The 17906-nt window shown below is 60.8% G+C and carries 11 protein-coding genes and 5 pseudogenes; 6 read left to right on the top strand and 10 right to left on the bottom strand.

Features of this window, described 5'->3' with window-relative positions; all coding sequences use genetic code 11:
• Positions 1-72: 72 nt before the first annotated feature.
• Positions 73-1183: pseudogene (gene apbC / locus ABOC21_RS07715) on the bottom strand (iron-sulfur cluster carrier protein ApbC).
• Positions 1184-1336: 153 nt separating this feature from the next.
• Between apbC and metG the strand changes: the two are divergent.
• Positions 1337-3370 carry a methionine--tRNA ligase gene (gene metG / locus ABOC21_RS07710; protein WP_426815598.1) on the top strand — a complete coding sequence of 678 codons (2034 nt, stop codon included), beginning with the start codon at positions 1337-1339 and terminating at the stop codon, positions 3368-3370.
• Positions 3371-3495: 125 nt separating this feature from the next.
• Positions 3496-3957, top strand: coding sequence for a YehR family lipoprotein (locus ABOC21_RS07705; protein ID WP_426814136.1), 462 nt, complete (start codon positions 3496-3498; stop codon positions 3955-3957).
• Between the two features lie 50 nt (positions 3958-4007).
• Here ABOC21_RS07705 and ABOC21_RS07700 read toward each other — a convergent pair whose 3' ends face one another.
• The 3 genes from ABOC21_RS07700 to ABOC21_RS07690 are packed head-to-tail and all read right to left on the bottom strand — an operon-like array spanning position 4008 to position 6933.
• Positions 4008-4478 carry a DUF1456 family protein gene (locus tag ABOC21_RS07700; RefSeq protein WP_426814135.1) on the bottom strand — a complete coding sequence of 157 codons (471 nt, stop codon included), beginning with the start codon at positions 4476-4478 and terminating at the stop codon, positions 4008-4010.
• A 53-nt stretch (positions 4479-4531) separates the two neighbouring features.
• Positions 4532-5251: a two-component system response regulator BtsR gene (btsR, locus tag ABOC21_RS07695; protein ID WP_426814134.1), complete on the bottom strand. Its 720-nt coding sequence runs from the start codon at positions 5249-5251 to the stop codon at positions 4532-4534.
• Positions 5245-6933: a LytS/YhcK type 5TM receptor domain-containing protein gene (locus ABOC21_RS07690; protein ID WP_426814133.1), complete on the bottom strand. Its 1689-nt coding sequence runs from the start codon at positions 6931-6933 to the stop codon at positions 5245-5247. The genes btsR and ABOC21_RS07690 overlap by 7 nt, the downstream gene beginning before the upstream one ends.
• Positions 6934-7146: 213 nt before the next feature.
• On the opposite strand from ABOC21_RS07690, the gene ABOC21_RS07685 reads away from it, so the two are divergent.
• On the top strand, positions 7147-7878 hold the full coding sequence (locus tag ABOC21_RS07685; RefSeq protein ID WP_426814132.1) for a MerR family transcriptional regulator: 732 nt from the start codon (positions 7147-7149) through the stop codon (positions 7876-7878).
• Between the two features lie 59 nt (positions 7879-7937).
• Positions 7938-8051, top strand: a complete 114-nt coding sequence (locus ABOC21_RS07680) for a protein YohO (RefSeq protein WP_071844955.1) — start codon at positions 7938-7940, stop codon at positions 8049-8051.
• On the opposite strand, the gene ABOC21_RS07675 is transcribed toward ABOC21_RS07680, so the two are convergent.
• The 5 genes and pseudogenes from ABOC21_RS07675 to bglX all read right to left on the bottom strand — a co-directional run bounded on the left by ABOC21_RS07675 (position 8026) and on the right by bglX (position 14213).
• Positions 8026-8763, bottom strand: coding sequence for an ABC transporter permease (locus ABOC21_RS07675; protein WP_426814131.1), 738 nt, complete (start codon positions 8761-8763; stop codon positions 8026-8028). The two genes, ABOC21_RS07680 and ABOC21_RS07675, sit on opposite strands and share 26 nt — an antisense overlap.
• A pseudogene (locus tag ABOC21_RS07670) lies at positions 8747-9695 on the bottom strand (ABC transporter ATP-binding protein). Before ABOC21_RS07670 ends, ABOC21_RS07675 begins: the two are co-directional and overlap by 17 nt.
• Positions 9682-10847 (bottom strand): annotated as a pseudogene (locus ABOC21_RS07665) (ABC transporter permease). The pseudogenes ABOC21_RS07670 and ABOC21_RS07665 overlap by 14 nt, the downstream one beginning before the upstream one ends.
• A 6-nt stretch (positions 10848-10853) precedes the next feature.
• Positions 10854-11774, bottom strand: a pseudogene (osmF, locus tag ABOC21_RS07660) (glycine betaine ABC transporter substrate-binding protein OsmF).
• Positions 11775-11914: 140 nt separating this feature from the next.
• Positions 11915-14213: pseudogene (gene bglX, locus ABOC21_RS07655) on the bottom strand (beta-glucosidase BglX).
• 193 nt (positions 14214-14406) lie between these two features.
• Here bglX and dld point away from each other — a divergent pair.
• Positions 14407-16143 (top strand): D-lactate dehydrogenase, encoded by a 1737-nt coding sequence (gene dld, locus ABOC21_RS07650; protein WP_426814130.1) that lies wholly within the window; start codon positions 14407-14409, stop codon positions 16141-16143.
• Positions 16144-16304: 161 nt separating this feature from the next.
• Positions 16305-16859, top strand: a complete 555-nt coding sequence (locus tag ABOC21_RS07645) for an N-acetyltransferase family protein (protein ID WP_426814129.1) — start codon at positions 16305-16307, stop codon at positions 16857-16859.
• Positions 16860-16956: 97 nt separating this feature from the next.
• Here the strand turns inward: ABOC21_RS07645 and pbpG are convergent, their stop codons facing one another.
• Positions 16957-17904, bottom strand: coding sequence for a D-alanyl-D-alanine endopeptidase (pbpG, locus tag ABOC21_RS07640; RefSeq protein WP_426814128.1), 948 nt, complete (start codon positions 17902-17904; stop codon positions 16957-16959).
• Positions 17905-17906 lie beyond the last annotated feature (2 nt).

Raw genomic sequence — 17906 nt, 5'->3', positions numbered from 1 at the left:
GAAAAACGCCCGGTCCTTCTGCTGCTCCCGCATGGCGCAGCGAAGTCCCGGGCGTTGTTTTATCCGCGGCGGTTACACCGCGCGGAAGGCGATCTCGCTGGGGATAACCTCCCCTTGCCAGTAAAGCTGGGCCGCCACGCGCCCTGCCAGCTGGCGATAGATACCGGTAAACTCGCTTTCCGGACGGGCGATCACCGTCGGGGTCCCGTTATCGAGATCCTCGCGCAGGTGAATGTGCAGCGGCAGCTGGCCAAGCAGACTGGGTATGGTATTGTTCCGCCAGCTTCTCCGCGCCGCCGGTGCCAAAGATCGGCTCATGGTGACCACAGTTGCTGCAAATATGCATGCTCATGTTCTCCACGATCCCCAGCACCGGCACCTCCACTTTTTCGAACATCACGATGCCCTTTTTGGCATCGATCAGCGCGATGTCCTGCGGCGTGGTGACCACAACCGCGCCGGTCACCGGGATGTTCTGCGCCAGCGTCAGCTGAATGTCGCCGGTGCCCGGCGGCATATCCAGCACCAGGTAGTCGAGATCCGGCCACAGCGTCTCCTGCAGCATCTGCATCAGCGCCTTGCTGGCCATCGGGCCGCGCCACACCATGGCGTTGTCGTCAGTCACCAGATAGCCGATCGAGTTGGTGGCGAGGCCGAATTTGATAATCGGCGCCATATGGGTGCCGTCCGGCGAGGTGGGACGCTGATCTTCCGCGCCCAGCATGGTAGGAATCGACGGGCCGTAAATATCGGCGTCGAGAATGCCGACCTTAGCCCCTTCCGCCGCCAGCGCCAGCGCGAGGTTAACCGCCGTAGACGATTTCCCGACCCCGCCTTTGCCGGAGCTTACGGCAATAATATTCTTCACGCCGTTGACGCCCGGCTGGTTTTTCACCCGCTTCAGGGTGGCGATGCTGTGCGTCAGCTTCCAGTCGATAGCCTGGGCGCCGGTAATGCGCAGCAGCTCGGCGCTGCACTGCTCCTTCAGGATTTCAAAAGCGCTGTACCAAACGAACGGCATCTGAATCTCGATATGCACGGTGTCGTCCAGCCAGGCGACGTGGTGCAGCGCCTTCAGCGCGGTGAGATTGCGCTTCAAAGTGGGGTGCTGAAAATTAGCCAGCGTTCCGGCGACCATCGCGCGTAGACGTTCGGGGGATTTGGCCTGGGATTGCGAATTCATCCCGACTCCTTTGTTGTTATGAGATGCTTTCAGTAATGATTGAGTTTATCACAGCTGGGGATTATCCATATATGGATAGCCATTTATGGCGCACCCAGTGCCCTTTTGGTAATATCAAAAGCCCTTTTTACAACAGAAGATGTAATGCTCACTATGACTCAAGTCGCGAAGAAAATTCTGGTAACGTGCGCGCTGCCGTACGCCAACGGCTCAATCCACCTCGGCCACATGCTGGAGCACATCCAGGCTGATGTCTGGGTCCGTTACCAGCGAATGCGCGCCCACGAGGTCAACTTCATCTGCGCCGACGACGCCCACGGCACGCCGATCATGCTGAAGGCTCAGCAGCTTGGCGTCTCTCCGGAGCAGATGATTGGCGAGATGAGTCAGGAGCACCAGGCCGATTTTGCCGGTTTCGACATCAGCTACGATAACTACCACTCCACCCACAGCGAAGAAAACCGCGAGCTGTCGGAGCTTATCTACACGCGCCTGAAAGAGAACGGTTTTATCAAAAACCGCACCATCTCTCAGCTCTACGATCCGGAAAAAGGGATGTTCCTCCCCGACCGTTTCGTGAAGGGAACCTGCCCGAAATGTAAATCACCGGATCAGTACGGCGATAACTGCGAAGTGTGCGGCGCGACCTACAGCCCGACCGAGCTGATCGAGCCGAAATCGGTGGTTTCCGGCGCGACGCCGGTGATGCGTGAATCCGAGCACTTCTTCTTCGACCTGCCGTCGTTTAGCGAAATGCTGCAGGCATGGACCCGCAGCGGCGCGCTGCAGGAGCAGGTGGCGAATAAGATGCAGGAGTGGTTCGAGTCCGGTCTGCAGCAGTGGGACATCTCCCGCGATGCGCCGTACTTCGGCTTCGAAATTCCCAACGCGCCGGGCAAATACTTCTACGTCTGGCTGGACGCGCCGATCGGCTACATGGGTTCATTCAAAAACCTGTGCGACAAACGCGGCGATAGCGAAAGCTTTGACGCCTACTGGAAGAAAGACTCCGCCGCCGAGCTGTATCACTTTATCGGCAAGGATATCGTCTACTTCCACAGCCTGTTCTGGCCGGCGATGCTGGAAGGCAGCGGCTTCCGCAAGCCGACCAACCTGTTCGTTCACGGCTACGTGACGGTCAACGGCGCGAAGATGTCTAAATCGCGCGGCACCTTCATTAAAGCCAGCACCTGGCTGAACCACTTTGATGCCGACAGCCTGCGCTACTACTACGCCGCCAAGCTCTCTTCGCGCATCGACGATATCGACCTCAACCTCGAAGACTTCATTCAGCGCGTCAACGCCGACATCGTCAACAAGCTGGTTAACCTCGCGTCGCGCAACGCCGGCTTTATCGCCAAACGCTTCGACGGCGTGCTGGCCGCCGAGCTGGCGGACCCGGCGCTGTACAAAACCTTCACCGATGCGGCAGCAAGCATTGGCGAAGCCTGGGACAGCCGCGAGTTCGGTAAAGCCATCCGTGAAATCATGGCGCTGGCCGACGTGGCTAACCGCTACGTTGACGAGCAGGCCCCGTGGGTCGTCGCCAAACAGGAAGGTCGCGATGCCGATCTGCAGGCTATCTGCTCCATGGGTATCAACCTGTTCCGCGTACTGATGACCTGGCTCAAGCCGGTCCTGCCGCAGCTGACCGCCCGCGCCGAAGCCTTCCTCAACAGCGAACTGAACTGGGATGGTGTCCAGCAGCCGCTGCTGGCGCATAAGGTCAACACCTTCAAGGCGCTGTATAACCGCATCGAAATGAAGCAGGTTGAGGCGCTGGTAGAGGCATCGAAGGAAGAAGTGAAAGCGCTCTCCGCCCCGGTCACCGGTCCGCTGGCGGACGATCCGCTGCAGGAAACCATCAGCTTTGATGATTTTGCCAAAGTGGATATGCGCATCGCGCTGATCGAAAACGCCGAATTCGTCGACGGTTCCGACAAGCTGCTGCGCCTGACCCTGGATCTCGGCGGCGAGAAGCGCAACGTCTTCTCCGGCATCCGCAGCGCCTACCCCGATCCGCAGGCGCTGATTGGTCGTCTGACGGTGATGGTCGCCAACCTCGCGCCGCGCAAGATGCGCTTCGGTATCTCCGAAGGAATGGTGATGGCGGCAGGCCCTGGCGGGAAAGATATCTTCCTGCTCAGCCCGGACAGCGGCGCTCAGCCCGGCCAACAGGTCAAATAATCTCCGCCTAAAACGCTGCCCCGGCAGCGTTTTTTTTGCTGAGTTGCACAGCCTGCCAATCAGAACAATAATCAATACGCTATTCTGACAACGGAACGGTATTAATAACAACACAGGGAACCGGGATGAAATACACACACAGGCTGGCCGCACTCGCCGTCGCCGCTCTGCTGACCGCGGCGCTGGCCGGCTGCGATAATCAAAAAGCGCAGAGCAAAACCTTTAACCGCGCGGCCGAGGGCGTCGAACTCAGTTTTACCTACTATTACGATGGCGATAAGGTGCTGCGCCAGGATGCCAACAACACCATCCCCTATAAAACCATCGGCGCCAGCAATAAAGAGCAGGCGCGGGCGATTATAGAACCGATGAGCAGCGTCTACCGCAGCATCAAGGGGGTGGAGCAAACCATCGACTATAAGGACAGCTACGCGCAGGAGCACCTGAGCGTCGATTTTAACGAGGCGAAAATCAGCGAACTGTGCAAGCTGCCGGGATCGATGTTCACCGACTGCTCGCGGCAGTTTGTGTCGATGTCGGTGTCGGAAAAATTGCTCGAAGAGCAGGGTTTTCAGGAAGTGAAGTAGGCCGTAGCCCGGCGAAGCGCTGCGCCAGCCGGGCCGTCTGAGGCGCTAACTCAGGGTTTGGCGGCGTGCACGCGCTCGGTCAAACCGCGCAGGAAATAGCGCAGGAACTGGTCGCCGCACTCGCGGAAGTTTTTATGCTCCGGCGCGCGCATCATGGCGGTAATTTCCGGCATCGAGACGCGGAACTGCTGCCGGGTCAGAATGGCGAGAATATCGTCGGTCTTCAAAGAGAAGGCGATACGCAGCTTTTTCAGCACGATATTGTTATTCACCCGGCGCTCAACCGCCAGCGGCGGCGCGGACTCATCTTTACCGCGTTTGTCGTAAATCAGACCGTTGAGGAAGATCGACAGGAGGATATCCGGGCAGCGTTGGAAACCCTCCTCATCCTCTTTTTTCAGCCACGGTACCAGCTGCTCTGCGCTGACGACGGAATCGCCAAGCGCGAAAATACGCACCAGGCCATCATTATTGGTTTTTAAGGTGTAGCGCAGGCTACGTAGGATATCGTTGCTGATCATAATGCCTTCATGATGAAAAAAACTGGCGCTAAGTCTACCACGATTCTGCCGTTTTACAGACCAATCGCCTCTTTCAGGCTTTTTAAGTAGCGGCGGCTGACCGGCACCGTATGCCCGGCGCGCATCAGCAGCTCGGCCTGGCCGTTCTCCTCGAGACGAATCTCCTTCAGGTGGGCCATATTGACCAGATACTGGCGGTGGCAGCGCAGCAGCGGCGTTCGGCTCTCGAGGGTGCGCAGGGTCAGCTCGGTAAAGCCCTCCTTCCCTTCGCTGTCGGTGACGTAAATCCCGCTCATCCGGCTGCTGACAAACGCCACGTCCTCCATCTGCAGCAGCCAGATCCGACTATGCCCGCTGCAGGGGATATACTTCAGCGCCTGCTGAGCGTCGTCGAGCAGCGAAATATCCTGCAGGCTGCGCTCCTGGCGCAGACGAGCCAGGGTTTTATCCAGCCTGGGGGCCTCAATCGGCTTGAGCAGATAGTCAAACGCGTGCTCCTCGAACGCCTTAACCGCATATTCGTCGAAGGCGGTCAGGAACACGATATAGGGCCGATGCTCCGGGTCGAGCATGCCGACCATCTCCAGCCCGCTGATGCGCGGCATCTGGATATCGAGGAACAGCACGTCCGGGCGCAGCCTGTGCACCGCGCCGATCGCCTCAACGGCGTTACCGCACTCGCCCAGCACCTCGATATCGCTCTGCGCTTCCAGCAGGATACGCAGGTTTTCACGCGCCAGCGGCTCATCATCAACGATTAATACTTTTAACACGCGCTCTCCTCCACGGGCAGTCGCAGCGTAACGCGGGTAAAGCGCTCGGCTTCACAGGTCACGGTAATTCCACACTCGGCGCCAAATCGCGCCCGCAGCCGCCGGTCCACCAGGCTCATGCCGAGTCCGCTGGCGTCCGGATTGGCCTGATACAGCCCGGCGTTATCTTCGATATCCAGCCGCAGCCAGCGCGCGTCCTGGCTGGCGCGAATGATAATCTCGCCCACGCCAAGGTGCTGCGAGGTGCCGTGCTTAATGGCGTTTTCCACGATCGGCTGCAGGGTAAACGCCGGTAATTGATGATGCGCCAGCGCGTCGGGCACCAGCATCTGAATCTGTAAATTGGCCTGAAAACGCGCTTTTTCAATCTGCAGATAGGCGTTCACATGCTCAATCTCATCCGCGAGGGTGACAATCTCCGACGGCCGCTTCAGGTTCTTGCGAAAGAAGGTCGACAGATACTGCACCAGCTGGCCGGCCTGATCGCTATCGCGGCGGATCACCGCCTTCAGGGTATTGAGGGCGTTGAACAGAAAGTGCGGATTCACCTGGGCATGCAGCAGCTTAATTTCCGACTGGGTGAGCAGCGCCTTCTGTCGTTCATACTGCCCGGCAAGAATTTGCGCCGACAGCAGCTGGGCAATCCCCTCCCCCAGGGTACGGTTGATGGAGCTGAACAGCCGGTTCCTGGCCTCGTAGAGTTTGATGGTGCCAATCACCCGCTGGTTCTCGCCGCGCAGCGGGATCACCAGCGTCGAGCCGAGCTTGCAGTGCGGATGGATTGAGCAGCGGTAGGGCACCTCGTTGCCATCGGCGTAGACCACTTCGCCGCTTTCGATCGCCTTTTGGGTATAGAGCGAGGAGATAGGCTTGCCGGGCAGATGGTGATCGTCGCCGATGCCGGTAAAGGCCAGCAGCCGCTCGCGATCGGTAATCGCCACCGCGCCGATATCCAGCTCCTGGATCAACACCTGCGCCACCCGCATGCTGTTCTCTTCGTTAAACCCCTGGCGCAGGATCCCCTCCGTCGAGGCCGCAACCTTCAGCGCGGTGGCGGAAAACGCCGAGGTGTATTTTTCAAACATCGCCCGCTTATCGAGCAGGATACGCATAAACAGCGCGGCGCCGACGGTGTTGGTGACCATCATCGGCGCGGCAATGCTCTGCACCAGATGCAGGGCGTCCTGAAACGGGCGCGCGATCAGCAGGATGATCATCATCTGCACCAGTTCGGCAAAGAAAGTGATCGCCCCGGCGGTCAGCGGGCTGAAGACCTTATCCGGCCGCCCGCGCTTCACGAGGACGCTGTGCACCAGTCCGCCAAGCAGCCCTTCAACAATGGTCGAAACCATGCAGCTTAGGGCGGTCATGCCGCCAAGGGAGTAGCGATGCAGCCCGCCGGTGAGGCCCACGAGGCCGCCGACCACCGGCCCGCCCAGCAGGCCGCCCATCACCGCGCCGATGGCCCGGGTATTGGCGATAGAGTCTTCGATATGCAGACCGAAGTAGGTCCCCATAATGCAGAAAATTGAGAAGGTAACGTAGCACAGCAGCTTGTGCGGCAGGCGGACGGTGACCTGCATCAGGGGGATGAATAGCCGCGTCTTGCTCATCAACCACGCGATGACCAAAAAGACGCACATCTGCTGAAGCAGCAGCAACACCAGATCGAACTCGTACATACCCGGAAACCACACATCACCTGAAAGCGCGTAACATACACCGCCCCGGCAAATCTTTCTTTGAAGCGCTACAAGAAAATGAACATTCATGGCCGCGATCGCACTTCTCCGCGCCTCGCCCTCGCTGACGCGAACAAAAAATAAGCAAACACTTCCCCTTCCCGAAACAGCTTCTACAGTTATAGGGAGGAGAATTCTGCGGGAGGGGAAGAGATGACGCTTTATACGATTGGTGAAGTGGCGCAGCTTTGCGATATTAACCCGGTAACGCTTCGCGCCTGGCAGCGGCGCTATGGACTACTCAAACCCCAGCGCACCGACGGCGGCCACCGCCTGTTCAGCGAACAGGAGATTGACCGCATCCGCGAAATTAAGCGCTGGATTGACTCCGGCGTTCAGGTGGGAAAAGTCAAAACGCTGCTCACCGACAGCGACCCGCAGGAGCAAGGCGGCTGGCGCGAACAGCAGGAGATCGTGCTGACGCTGCTCCACGACGGCAGCTACCACCGCCTGCGTTCGTGGATTAAAGAGCGCAGCCACAGCTACTCCGCGCACACCCTGGTCAACCACCTGTTCGTCCCTTTGCGCCATCGCCTGCTGAGCCCCCAGCCGACGCTTATCGCCCTGCGCGGCATTCTCGACGGGATCCTCATCAGCCATATCGCGCAAAGCCTGGCCAGCGCCTGGAAGCGCCCCGGCAGCCACGCGCTGGTGGTGGGCTGGAACACCGGCGACATCGCCCGGCTGTGGCTGGAGGGCTGGGTGGCCAGCGAACAGGGCTGGCGGGTCGACGTCGTCGCCCACTCGCTGACGCAGATTCGCCCGGAGCTGTTTTCCGGGAGCACCCTGCTGGTGTGGTGCGGCGAAACGCCCGCTCCCGCCGAGCAGGAACAGCTGCTGGGCTGGCAGCAGCAGGGGCGCGTTATCTGGCTAAATAGCAATTAATGTTTCGTTAACACCCGTGCTTCACCGTATAATCGCCCGGTTAACATCAGGAGCCTATTATGAAGCCAGCAAAAATTGCGGTTATTACCCTGTTCTTATTTATGGCTATCGGCGGGATCAGCGGCGTTATGCTTGCCGGTTACTCCTTTATCGTTCGCGGCGGTGTCGGCTGATTCGCTGATTCAGCCGCTCAAACCCGCGATCGACCACGATCGCCGCCAGCGCTACCAGCAGCGCCCCCTGCACAACATAAGCGGTATTAAACCCGCTCAGGCCAATAACAATCGGCGTGCCGAGAGTATTGGCCCCGACCGTTGAGGCAATCGTCGCCGTCCCGATATTGACGATCGTCGAAGTGCGTATACCCGCCAGCATCACCGGCGCCGCCAGCGGCAGCTCGACTTTAATCAGCCTCTGCCAGCGGGTCATTCCCATTCCCTGCGCTACCTCAAGCGCCCCCGAAGGCACCGCGCTCAGGCCCGCCAGGGTGCCCTGCAGCACCGGCAGTATGCCGTACAGCGCCAGCGCAATCAGCGCCGGCTCCCAGCCAAACCCCATAACCGGAACGGCAATCGCCAGCACCGCCACCGGCGGAAAGGTCTGTCCCATGGCGGCAATGGTCTCCACCAGCGGGCGAAATTCACGGCCCGCGGGGCGCGTTACCGCAATCCCCGCTCCAGCGCCGATAACAGTTGCCGCGAGGCTGGAGAGCGCCACCAGCCAGCAGTGGGCGAGGGTCAGAGAAATAAAGCTCTGCTGCTGATAGACCGGGCGCGGCAGCTCCGGAAACAGAGCGCTAAACAGCGGCCCGCTGTAGGGGAGCGCCAGCAAAATGGCGATAAACAGCGCCAGCAGCCACAGCAGCGGATCACGCAGAACCTTCATGCCGTACCTCCTCGCGCAGCAGGTCGGCAAAATGCAGCGTCCCGCACGCCGCACCTCGCTCATCCACCACCGGCAGCACTTCGCGACGGTGGGCCACGAACAGCGACAGCGCCTCGCGCAGCGTCATCGTCACGTTGAGGGTATCGCCGGCGAGACGTTCATCGCGGCGCAGATAGTCGGCGACGCCGCGCAGCGACAGCAGGCGCACGCCGAGCTCGCTGCGGCCAAAAAAGGTCTCGACAAAGTCATTCTTCGGCTGCAGCAGCATCCGCAGCGGCTCCCCCTGCTGCACCACTTCGCCGCCGTCCATCAGCACCAGGTGATCCGCCAGCCGCAGCGCTTCGTCAATATCGTGGGTGACCAGCACAATCGTGCGCCCCAGCAGCCGGTGAATGCGGATCATCTCCTGCTGCAGCGCCTCACGGGTCACCGGATCGAGCGCGCCGAAGGGCTCGTCCATCAGCAGCACCTCCGGGTTGGCCGCCAGCGCCCGCGCCACGCCCACCCGCTGCTGCTGGCCGCCGGACAGCTGATGCGGATAGCGCGCCCGCAGCGTGGCCTCCAGCCCCAGCAGCGCCATCAGTTCATCAACCCGCGCCTCCACCTCTCGCCGCGGCCACTTCTGCAGCCTGCGGGACGGTGGCGATATTCTGCGCCACCGTCCAGTGGGGAAACAGGCCGATCGACTGAATGGCGTAGCCCATCCGCCGGCGCAGCGCCAGCAGCGGCTGCTCGCGGATATCCTGGCCGGCGAAACGAATAGTGCCGCTGTCGTGCTCAACCAGCCGGTTGATCATCTTCAGCGTCGTCGACTTGCCCGAGCCGGAAGTGCCGATCAGCACCGAGAAGGCCCCTTCGCGCAGGTGCAGGTTGAGGTTTTTCACCGCCGGCTGCCCGGCAAAAGATTTGCTTACGCCGTCAAATTCGATCACCGGCCTCTCCTTTTAACAACGCGCCCCACAGCGCAAAAAGCGCATCCACCACCACCGCCAGCGCAATCGTCGGGATCACCCCCAGCAGCACCAGGTCCAGGGCGCTGCTGAGCAGACCCTGGAACACCAGAGCGCCGAATCCCCCGGCGCCGATCAGCGCCGCCACCACCGCCATGCCGACGGTTTGTACGCTTACCACCCGCAGGCTGCGCAGCAGTATCGGCAGCGCCAGCGGCAGCTGTACCTGCCAGAAGCGCTGGAAAGCGCTCATACCCATCGCCGCCGCGCTTTCCAGCGCTTCGCGCGGCACCTGCTGCAGGCCGGTAACCACCCCGCGCACCAGCGGCAGCAGCGCGTAGAGCACCAGCGCAATCAGCGCGGGCGCCGTTCCGGTGCCGGAGATGCCGGCTTCTGCCAGCGCGGGAAAGCGGCGCGTCAGGCCGGCAAGCGGCGCGATCAGCAGGCCAAAGAGCGCCACCGAGGGGATAGTTTGAATGACGTTAAGGCAGGTAAACACCGCCCCCTGCCAGCGCGGCTGCCGCCAGATCCACACGCCCATCGGCACGCCGATGAGCAGAGCGGGCAGCAGCGTGCCGAACAGCAGGATCGCGTGCTGGCGCAGGGCATCATCAAAGATATCCTGGCGGTTGGCGTACTCTTTTAGCAGCGATAGCGAGTCAAGCGTTCCCGTCGCCAGCAGGATGCAGGGAATGAGCCAGATTTGCGCATTGAGCAGCCAGCGCCACAGCGCCCGCGGCGTCAGGCGCCGTATCGCATCGCTGGCCAGCAGCAGGCACAGCGCCAGCGAAAGCCACAGGCCGCTGCCCGGCGAGGTGCGGGCCAGCGGCGACCCGTTTTGCGCCAGTCTGCAGGCCCGCCTGCCCGGCGCCGTACCACAGCAGCGGCAGCAGCGCATCGGCTATCAGGAAGGTTAACAGCAGCGGTAAGCGGCCCGGAAGCGCGCAAAGCAGCAGGACGGCCAGCGCCATTCCCAGCCTGCGCGGCGGCCAGCCAAGGCCAGCTCTGCCACAGCCAGCGCGCCTCTCCGGAGAGGAGCCGGTTCGGCGCATAGTTCACAAACGGCAGCGCCACCATCATCAGCAGTAAAAGTGCCAGCAGCAGCGAAACGCGGTTATAGCAACGAATAGCCACCAAAACCTACTTCAACAGCCCTTTTTGCTGCAGATAGTCTGCGGCAACTTTCTTCGCATCCAGCCCTTCCACCGCGATGCTGGCGTTGAGTCTGCTGCAGCGTTTTTTCATCAAGGCTGGCGAAGACCGGCTGCAGCCACTGCGCCATCTGCGGATAGTCCTTCAGCACCGCTTCGCGCACCACCGGCGCCGGGGCGTAGATCGGCTGCACGCCTTGCGGGTCGCTCAGGGTTTGCAGCCCGAGCGCGGCCACCGGCCCGTCGGTCCCGTAGGCCATCGCCGCGTTGACGCCGGAGGTCTGCTGCGCCGCCGCCTTGATGGTCACCGCCGTATCGCCGCCCGCCAGCGACAGCAGTCTGGTTTTGATTCAGTTTGAAATCGTAGGCCTTTTCAAAGGCCGGGAGCGCGTCCGGGCGTTCGATAAACTCGGCGGAGGCCGCCAGCTTGAATGCGCCGCCCTTTTGCAGATAACCGCTCAGATCGGCCAGCGAGGTGAGATGATTTTTTTGCGCCACATCCTGACGCACGGCGATGGTCCATGTGTTGTTGGCCGGGGCAGGCGTTAGCCAGATCAGCTTATTCTTTTCGCCGTCCAGGGTTTTGACCTTCTCATAGCCCTGCTGCGCGTTTTTCCACGCCGGGTCGTTCTCCTGCTTAAAGAAGAAGGCCCCGTTGCCGGTATACTCAGGGTAAATATCTAATTCCCCAGCGGTAATGGCGCCGCGCACCACCGGCGTGGTGCCGAGTCTGAATTTTATTCACCGTTTTTACGCCGTGGCTCTCGAGAACCTGCAAAATAATATTGCCCAGCAGCGCCCCTTCGGTATCAATTTTTGAGCCCACTTTGACCGGTTCCGCCGCCTGCAGCGGCAGGCTCACCAGGGCTGCCAGCGCCAGCGCGCCCGACCATTTGCTTGCAATCCTCATCCCGCTTCCCTCTTTAATTTGCGCTCCATTTACAGAAGCTTAAGAGAAAAGCGTAGCGCAAATGCGCGATGAGAGGAAATGAAAAGGCCGGTTACCCGGCCTGATAGATGGTCAACGTCGGCGCCCCGCGCCCGGCGAAACTAGAGCAGTTCAAACTCGCCCTGCTTCACGCGGGCGGAGTCTACACCAATAAAGACGTTGAATTTCCCCGGCTCGGCGGCGTATTTCATTTGCTGGTTCCAGAACTTCAGCGCGTCGACCTCAATCGGGAAGCTGACGGTTTGCGTCTCGCCCGGTTTGAGCATCACGCGCTTGAAGCCGCGCAGCATTTTCACCGGCCGGCTGATCGAGGCGGTCACGTCCTGCAGGTACAGCTGGATCACCGTCGCCCCTTCGCGCTTGCCGGTATTGGTTACCTGCACGCTGGCCGTCACGCTGCCGTCGGCCCGCATGGTCGGCGCCGACATTTTGACGTCAGATACGCTAAAGGTGGTGTAGCTCAGGCCGTAGCCGAACGGGTACAGCGGACCGTTGGCCTCGTCGAAGTAGCGCGAGGTGTACTTGTTCGGCTTGTCGGCGTTGTAGGGGCGACCGGTATTGAGGTGGCTGTAGTAGACCGGGATCTGCCCTACCGAGCGCGGGAACGACATCGGCAGCTTGCCGGACGGATTGGCGTCGCCGAACAGCACGTCGGCAATGGCGTTGCCGCCTTCGGTGCCGGCGAACCAGGTTTCCAGCATCGCGTCAGCCTGCTGGTCCTCTTTGACCAGCGCCAGCGGGCGGCCGTTCATCAGCACCAGCACCAGCGGCTTGCCGGTGGCCTTCAGGGCGCTGATTAAATCGCGCTGGCTCTGAGGCAGCGTGATATCGGTGCGGCTGGAGGCCTCGTGCGCCATCCCCTGCGCTTCGCCAACAACCGCGACGACCACGTCAGACTGCTTCGCGGCGGCCACCGCTTCGTCGATCATCGCCTGCGGCGAGCGCGGATCGTTCTGCACCGCTTTCTCATACAGGTTGAGGAAATCAACGATGCCTTGATCGTTCGTCACGTTGGCGCCGCGGGCGTATACCACCTTGCCGCGATCGCCGAGCGCCGTTTTAATCCCGGCGAGCACGGTGACCGACTGGTCGGCAACGCCCACCGCCGACCAGCTGCCCATCATGTCGCGCTTGCTGTCGGCCAGCGGCCCGATGACCGCCACGGTGCCCGATTTTTTCAGCGGCAGCGTCCCGAGACGGTTTTTCAGCAGCACCAGGCTTTCGCGCGCCACTTCCCGGGCCTCTTTACGATGCAGGCGGCTTTCGGCGTTGGTGTCCTGCGGGTCGGACTCCTTCGGCCCCAGGTGGCTGTACGGATCGTTAAACAGCCCCATATCGTATTTGACGTTAAGCACGTGGCGCGTGGCGTCATCCAGCTCCGCCATGGTCACCTTGCCGGACTTCACCAGATCCGGCAGGTATTTGCTGTAGTATTCGTCGCTCATGCTCATATTGATGCCGGACTTCAGCGCCACGCGCACCGCGTCTTCCGGGTCGGAGGCCACGCCGTGCTTGATCAGCTCTTTAATCGCGCCGTGGTCGGAAACGGTAATGCCCTTAAAGCCCCAGTCGTCGCGCAGCACCTCTTTGAGCAGCCACGCGTCGGAGGTGGCCGGCGTGCCGTTGAGCGAGTTAAGCGCCACCATGACCGCGCCGCTGCCGGCATCCAGCCCCGCTTTGTACGGCGGCATATAGTCGTTGAACAGGCGCTGCGGGCTCATATCGACGGTGTTGTACTCTTTACCGCCCTCCACCGCGCCGTAGGCGGCGAAGTGCTTGACGCTGGTCATCACCGAGTAGCGGTCCGCCGGACTCTTGCCCTGCATCGACTCAACCATCGCTTTGCCCATCATGGTGGTTAAATAGGTATCTTCGCCAAAGCCTTCCGAGGCGCGTCCCCAGCGCGGGTCGCGGGAGACGTCCACCATCGGCGCCCAGGTCATATTGAGGCCATCGTCGGCGGCCTCATAGGCCGAAATGCGCCCGACGGTATTCACCGCGTCGAGGTTAAAGGAGGAGGCCAGGCCGAGGCTTATCGGGAAGACGGTGCGCTGACCGTGGATCACATCGTAGGCGAAGAACAGCGGAATTTTCAGCCGGCTGAGCTGCATCACCTGGTCCTGCATCACGCGGATATCCGGGCGGGTCACGGTGTTAAAGATCGCCCCCACCTGGCCATCCTTGATCATCTCGCGGATCGCCTCTTTCGGGTTATCCGGCCCGACGCTAATCAGCCGCAGACTGGCCGATTTTTTCATCGACGGTCATTTTCTTCAGCAGTTCGCTGACGAACGCGTCTCGCGCCTGCGGCGTTAAGGGGTGGTTGCCAAACAGTTCATCCGCCAGCGCGGGTTGCAGCGCCAGACTTACGGCGACGCCTACAGTGCAGAGCCATTTCATTGTTATCTCTCTTCTCTCAGGCCGGGATCACGGCAAAACATAAATAAAAACCGCAGTTTGCCATAAACATAGGCGAGACGCCTGTAGAAAGCTCGGCTTCTGCTCTGATTTTTCGCAACATTCATGCACCAAATTGTCATACAAAGCGCTATTCTTAGTGCAGATTTTTTTGTCCCACCACAAGGAGTGGATCATGTCATCTGCAGCAACACCGCAAAACAACGCTTTTCTGACCGAGCTGGCGAGAGTGGTTGGCGCCTCGCACCTGCTCACCGATCCGGCCAAAACCCAGCGCTATCGCAAGGGGTTCCGCTCCGGCCACGGCGATGCGCTGGCCGTGGTCTTTCCCGGAACGCTGCTGGAACTCTGGCGGGTGCTGAGCGCCTGCGTGGAAGCCGATAAAATTATTCTCATGCAGGCGGCGAATACCGGCCTCACCGAAGGCTCCACCCCCAACGGCAACGATTACGATCGCGATATCGTGATTATCAGCACCCTGCGCCTCGACAAGCTGCATCTGCTGGATAAAGGCGAGCAGGTGCTGGCCTTCCCGGGCACCACGCTCTATTCGCTGGAGAAGGCGCTGAAGCCGTTTGGCCGCGAGCCGCACTCGGTAATCGGCTCCTCCTGCATCGGCGCATCGGTTATCGGCGGCATCTGCAATAACTCCGGCGGCTCGCTGGTCCAGCGCGGCCCGGCCTACACCGAGATGTCGCTGTTTGCGCAGATTGATGAACAGGGCAAGCTGCGCCTCGTTAACCATTTGGGCATCGACCTCGGCACCTCCCCGGAGCAGATCCTCAGCAGCCTCGACGACGATCGCATTAAAGATGAAAATGTCCTGCACGACGGCCGCCACGCCCACGATCATGATTACGTCACCCGCGTACGCGACGTCACCGCCGACACGCCGGCGCGCTACAACGCCGACCCCGACCGCCTGTTTGAGTCCTCGGGCTGCGCCGGCAAGCTGGCGGTCTTTGCCGTCCGCCTGGACACCTTCCCGGCGGAGAAGCGCCAGCAGGTGTTCTATATCGGCACTAACCAACCGGCGGTGCTAACGGAAATCCGCCGCCATATTCTTGCTGAATTTAACAACCTGCCGGTGGCCGGGGAATATATGCACCGCGATATCTACGATATCGCCGAGCGCTACGGCAAGGACACCTTCCTGATGATCGACAAGCTCGGCACCGACAAAATGCCGTTCTTCTTCACCATGAAGGGCCGCACCGACGCGCTGCTGGAGAAGGTATCGCTGTTTAAACCGCACTTCACCGACCGCTTTATGCAAAAAATCGGTCACGTTTTCCCGGCGCACCTGCCGGAGCGGATGAAAACCTGGCGCGATAAATATGAGCATCACCTGCTGCTGAAGATGGCGGGCGACGGCGTCGAGGAGGCCCAGGCGTGGCTGACGGAGTACTTTAAACAGGCCGAGGGCGATTTCTTCGTCTGTACGGCGGAAGAAGGCAGCAAAGCGTTCCTGCATCGCTTCGCCGCGGCGGGGGCCGCCATCCGCTACCAGGCCGTTCACGCCGACGAGGTGGAGGATATTCTGGCGCTGGATATCGCGCTGCGCCGCAACGACAGCGAGTGGTTTGAGCATCTGCCGGCCGAGATCGACGACCAGCTGGTCTATAAGCTCTACTACGGCCACTTTATGTGCCACGTCTTCCACCAGGATTACATCGTCAAGAAAGGCGTGGATGCCCACGAGCTGAAGGAGAAAATGCTGGCGCTGTTAAAAGCGCGCGGCGCGCAGTATCCCGCCGAGCACAACGTGGGTCATCTTTACGAAGCGCCGGAGAGCTTAAAGCAGTTCTATCGCCAGAACGACCCGACCAACAGCATGAACCCGGGGATCGGCAAAACCAGCAAGCAAAAATACTGGGGCGAGCGCCGGGAGAGCGACGGCAGCGCCTCGTAGGCGCAGAGACCAGTTGTCGAAACCGTTCGGCCTGGCCTCGCCCGCTAGCGACCAGGCCGAAGGACCTTCTTCGCCGGGGCTATTCATCTACCGGGGTTATGTATTACGCTGCATGCCGAAGAAAACGCGTCTCCGGTAAACCTGGCTTAAGGAGCCCCACCATGTCCGAAGCGGATATGTTACACAGCGCTGAATTAGAGATCCGCGAAGCCCTGCCCGATGATGCTCACGCCATCGCCGCGCTGTACGTCTGGCACGTGCTGAACGGCCGCGCCTCCTTTGAGGATATTCCCCCCACCGTCGACGAAATGCGCAAGCGGATTAAAACCGTACGCGACAACGGGCTGCCGTGGCTGGTGGCGCTGTGGCGGGGGAGCATCGTCGGCTACTGCTACGCCACCTTTTACCGCCCTCGACCGGCCTATCGCTACACCCTCGAAGAGTCGATTTACGTCGAGTCGGGCATGGGCGGACGCGGCATCGGCAGCGCCCTGCTGTCGCAACTGATCGCCAGGTGCGAACAGGGTCCGTGGCGGCAGATGCTGGCCATTATTGGCGACGGGCACAATAACGCCGGCTCGCTGGCGATCCACAAAAAATTTGGCTTTAGCGTAGCGGGCCAGCTGCGCAGCGTGGGCTACAAGATGGGCGACTGGCGGGATACGCTGATTATGCAGCGTCCGCTCGGCGACGGCGACCTGACGATCCCGGAATAGGCTCGGGTGAAAACCCGTAGCGGCGTCGCGCGCCGCTGCGGGGAGAGCGCATACTCGCCGGCCCGGGCCGGCAAATATGGCAAAGTTTGGCGTTCGCCTAATCGTTCTGCGCGGTCTGCGCGCCGCCTTTCAGCATCGCATCCGCCATCTGCGCTTCGCGCTGCTTTTTATAGCTCAGCGCCGAAGCCGGAACCGGCATCACCTTCCCGGTCTCAATCCACGTCCGCAGACGGCTGGCGTCGGCAAAGTGCGTATATTTGCCAAAGGCGTCCATCACCACCAGCGCCACCGGGCGCTGATTAATCACCGTGCGCATGATCAGGCAGTGGCCCGCGGCGTTGGTAAAGCCGGTTTTGGTCAGCTGAATATTCCAGTTATCGCGGTACACCAGGTGGTTGGTGTTGCGGAACGGCAGCGTGTAGGCCGGCCGGGCGAACGTGGCCATATCCTCTTTGGTAGTGCTCAGCTGGCCGATCAGCGGATACTGTTCGGTGGCAATCAGCAGCTTAGTCAGATCGCGCGCGGTCGAGACGTTGTGAATCGACAGGCCGGTCGGCTCAACGTAGCGGGTATGGGTCATGCCCAGCGCCTGCGCCTTGGCGTTCATCGCGCGAATAAAAGCGTCATAGCCGCCGGGATAATGGTGGGCAAGGCTCGCGGCGGCGCGGTTTTCCGAAGACATCAGCGCCAACAGCAGCATATTACGGCGGCTGATTTGGCTGTTGAGGCGCACGCGTGAATAGATCCCCTTCATTTCCGGGGTATGGCTGATGTCCACGCTCAGCATCTCATCCAGCGGCAGATGGGCATCAAGTACCACCATGGCGGTCATCACTTTGGTGATCGAGGCCATCGGGCGAACCAGATCCGGCTGGCTCTGGTAGACAATTTTTTTACTCGCAAGATCGACAATCATCGCGCTACCGGAAGCGATATCCGGCTGCATGGCGTGAACGGCCGCGGGGGTTTTTGCCAGCGCCTGGGGCGCAAAAGGAACAGCCAGTAGCAAAGTCAGGCTGAGCAAAGAAACTCGAAATTTCGGCATGG

The organism is Klebsiella sp. WOUb02, assembly GCF_050058015.1.
Lineage (GTDB): Bacteria > Pseudomonadota > Gammaproteobacteria > Enterobacterales > Enterobacteriaceae > Klebsiella.
This window is presented reverse-complemented; position numbering and strand designations above follow the sequence as displayed.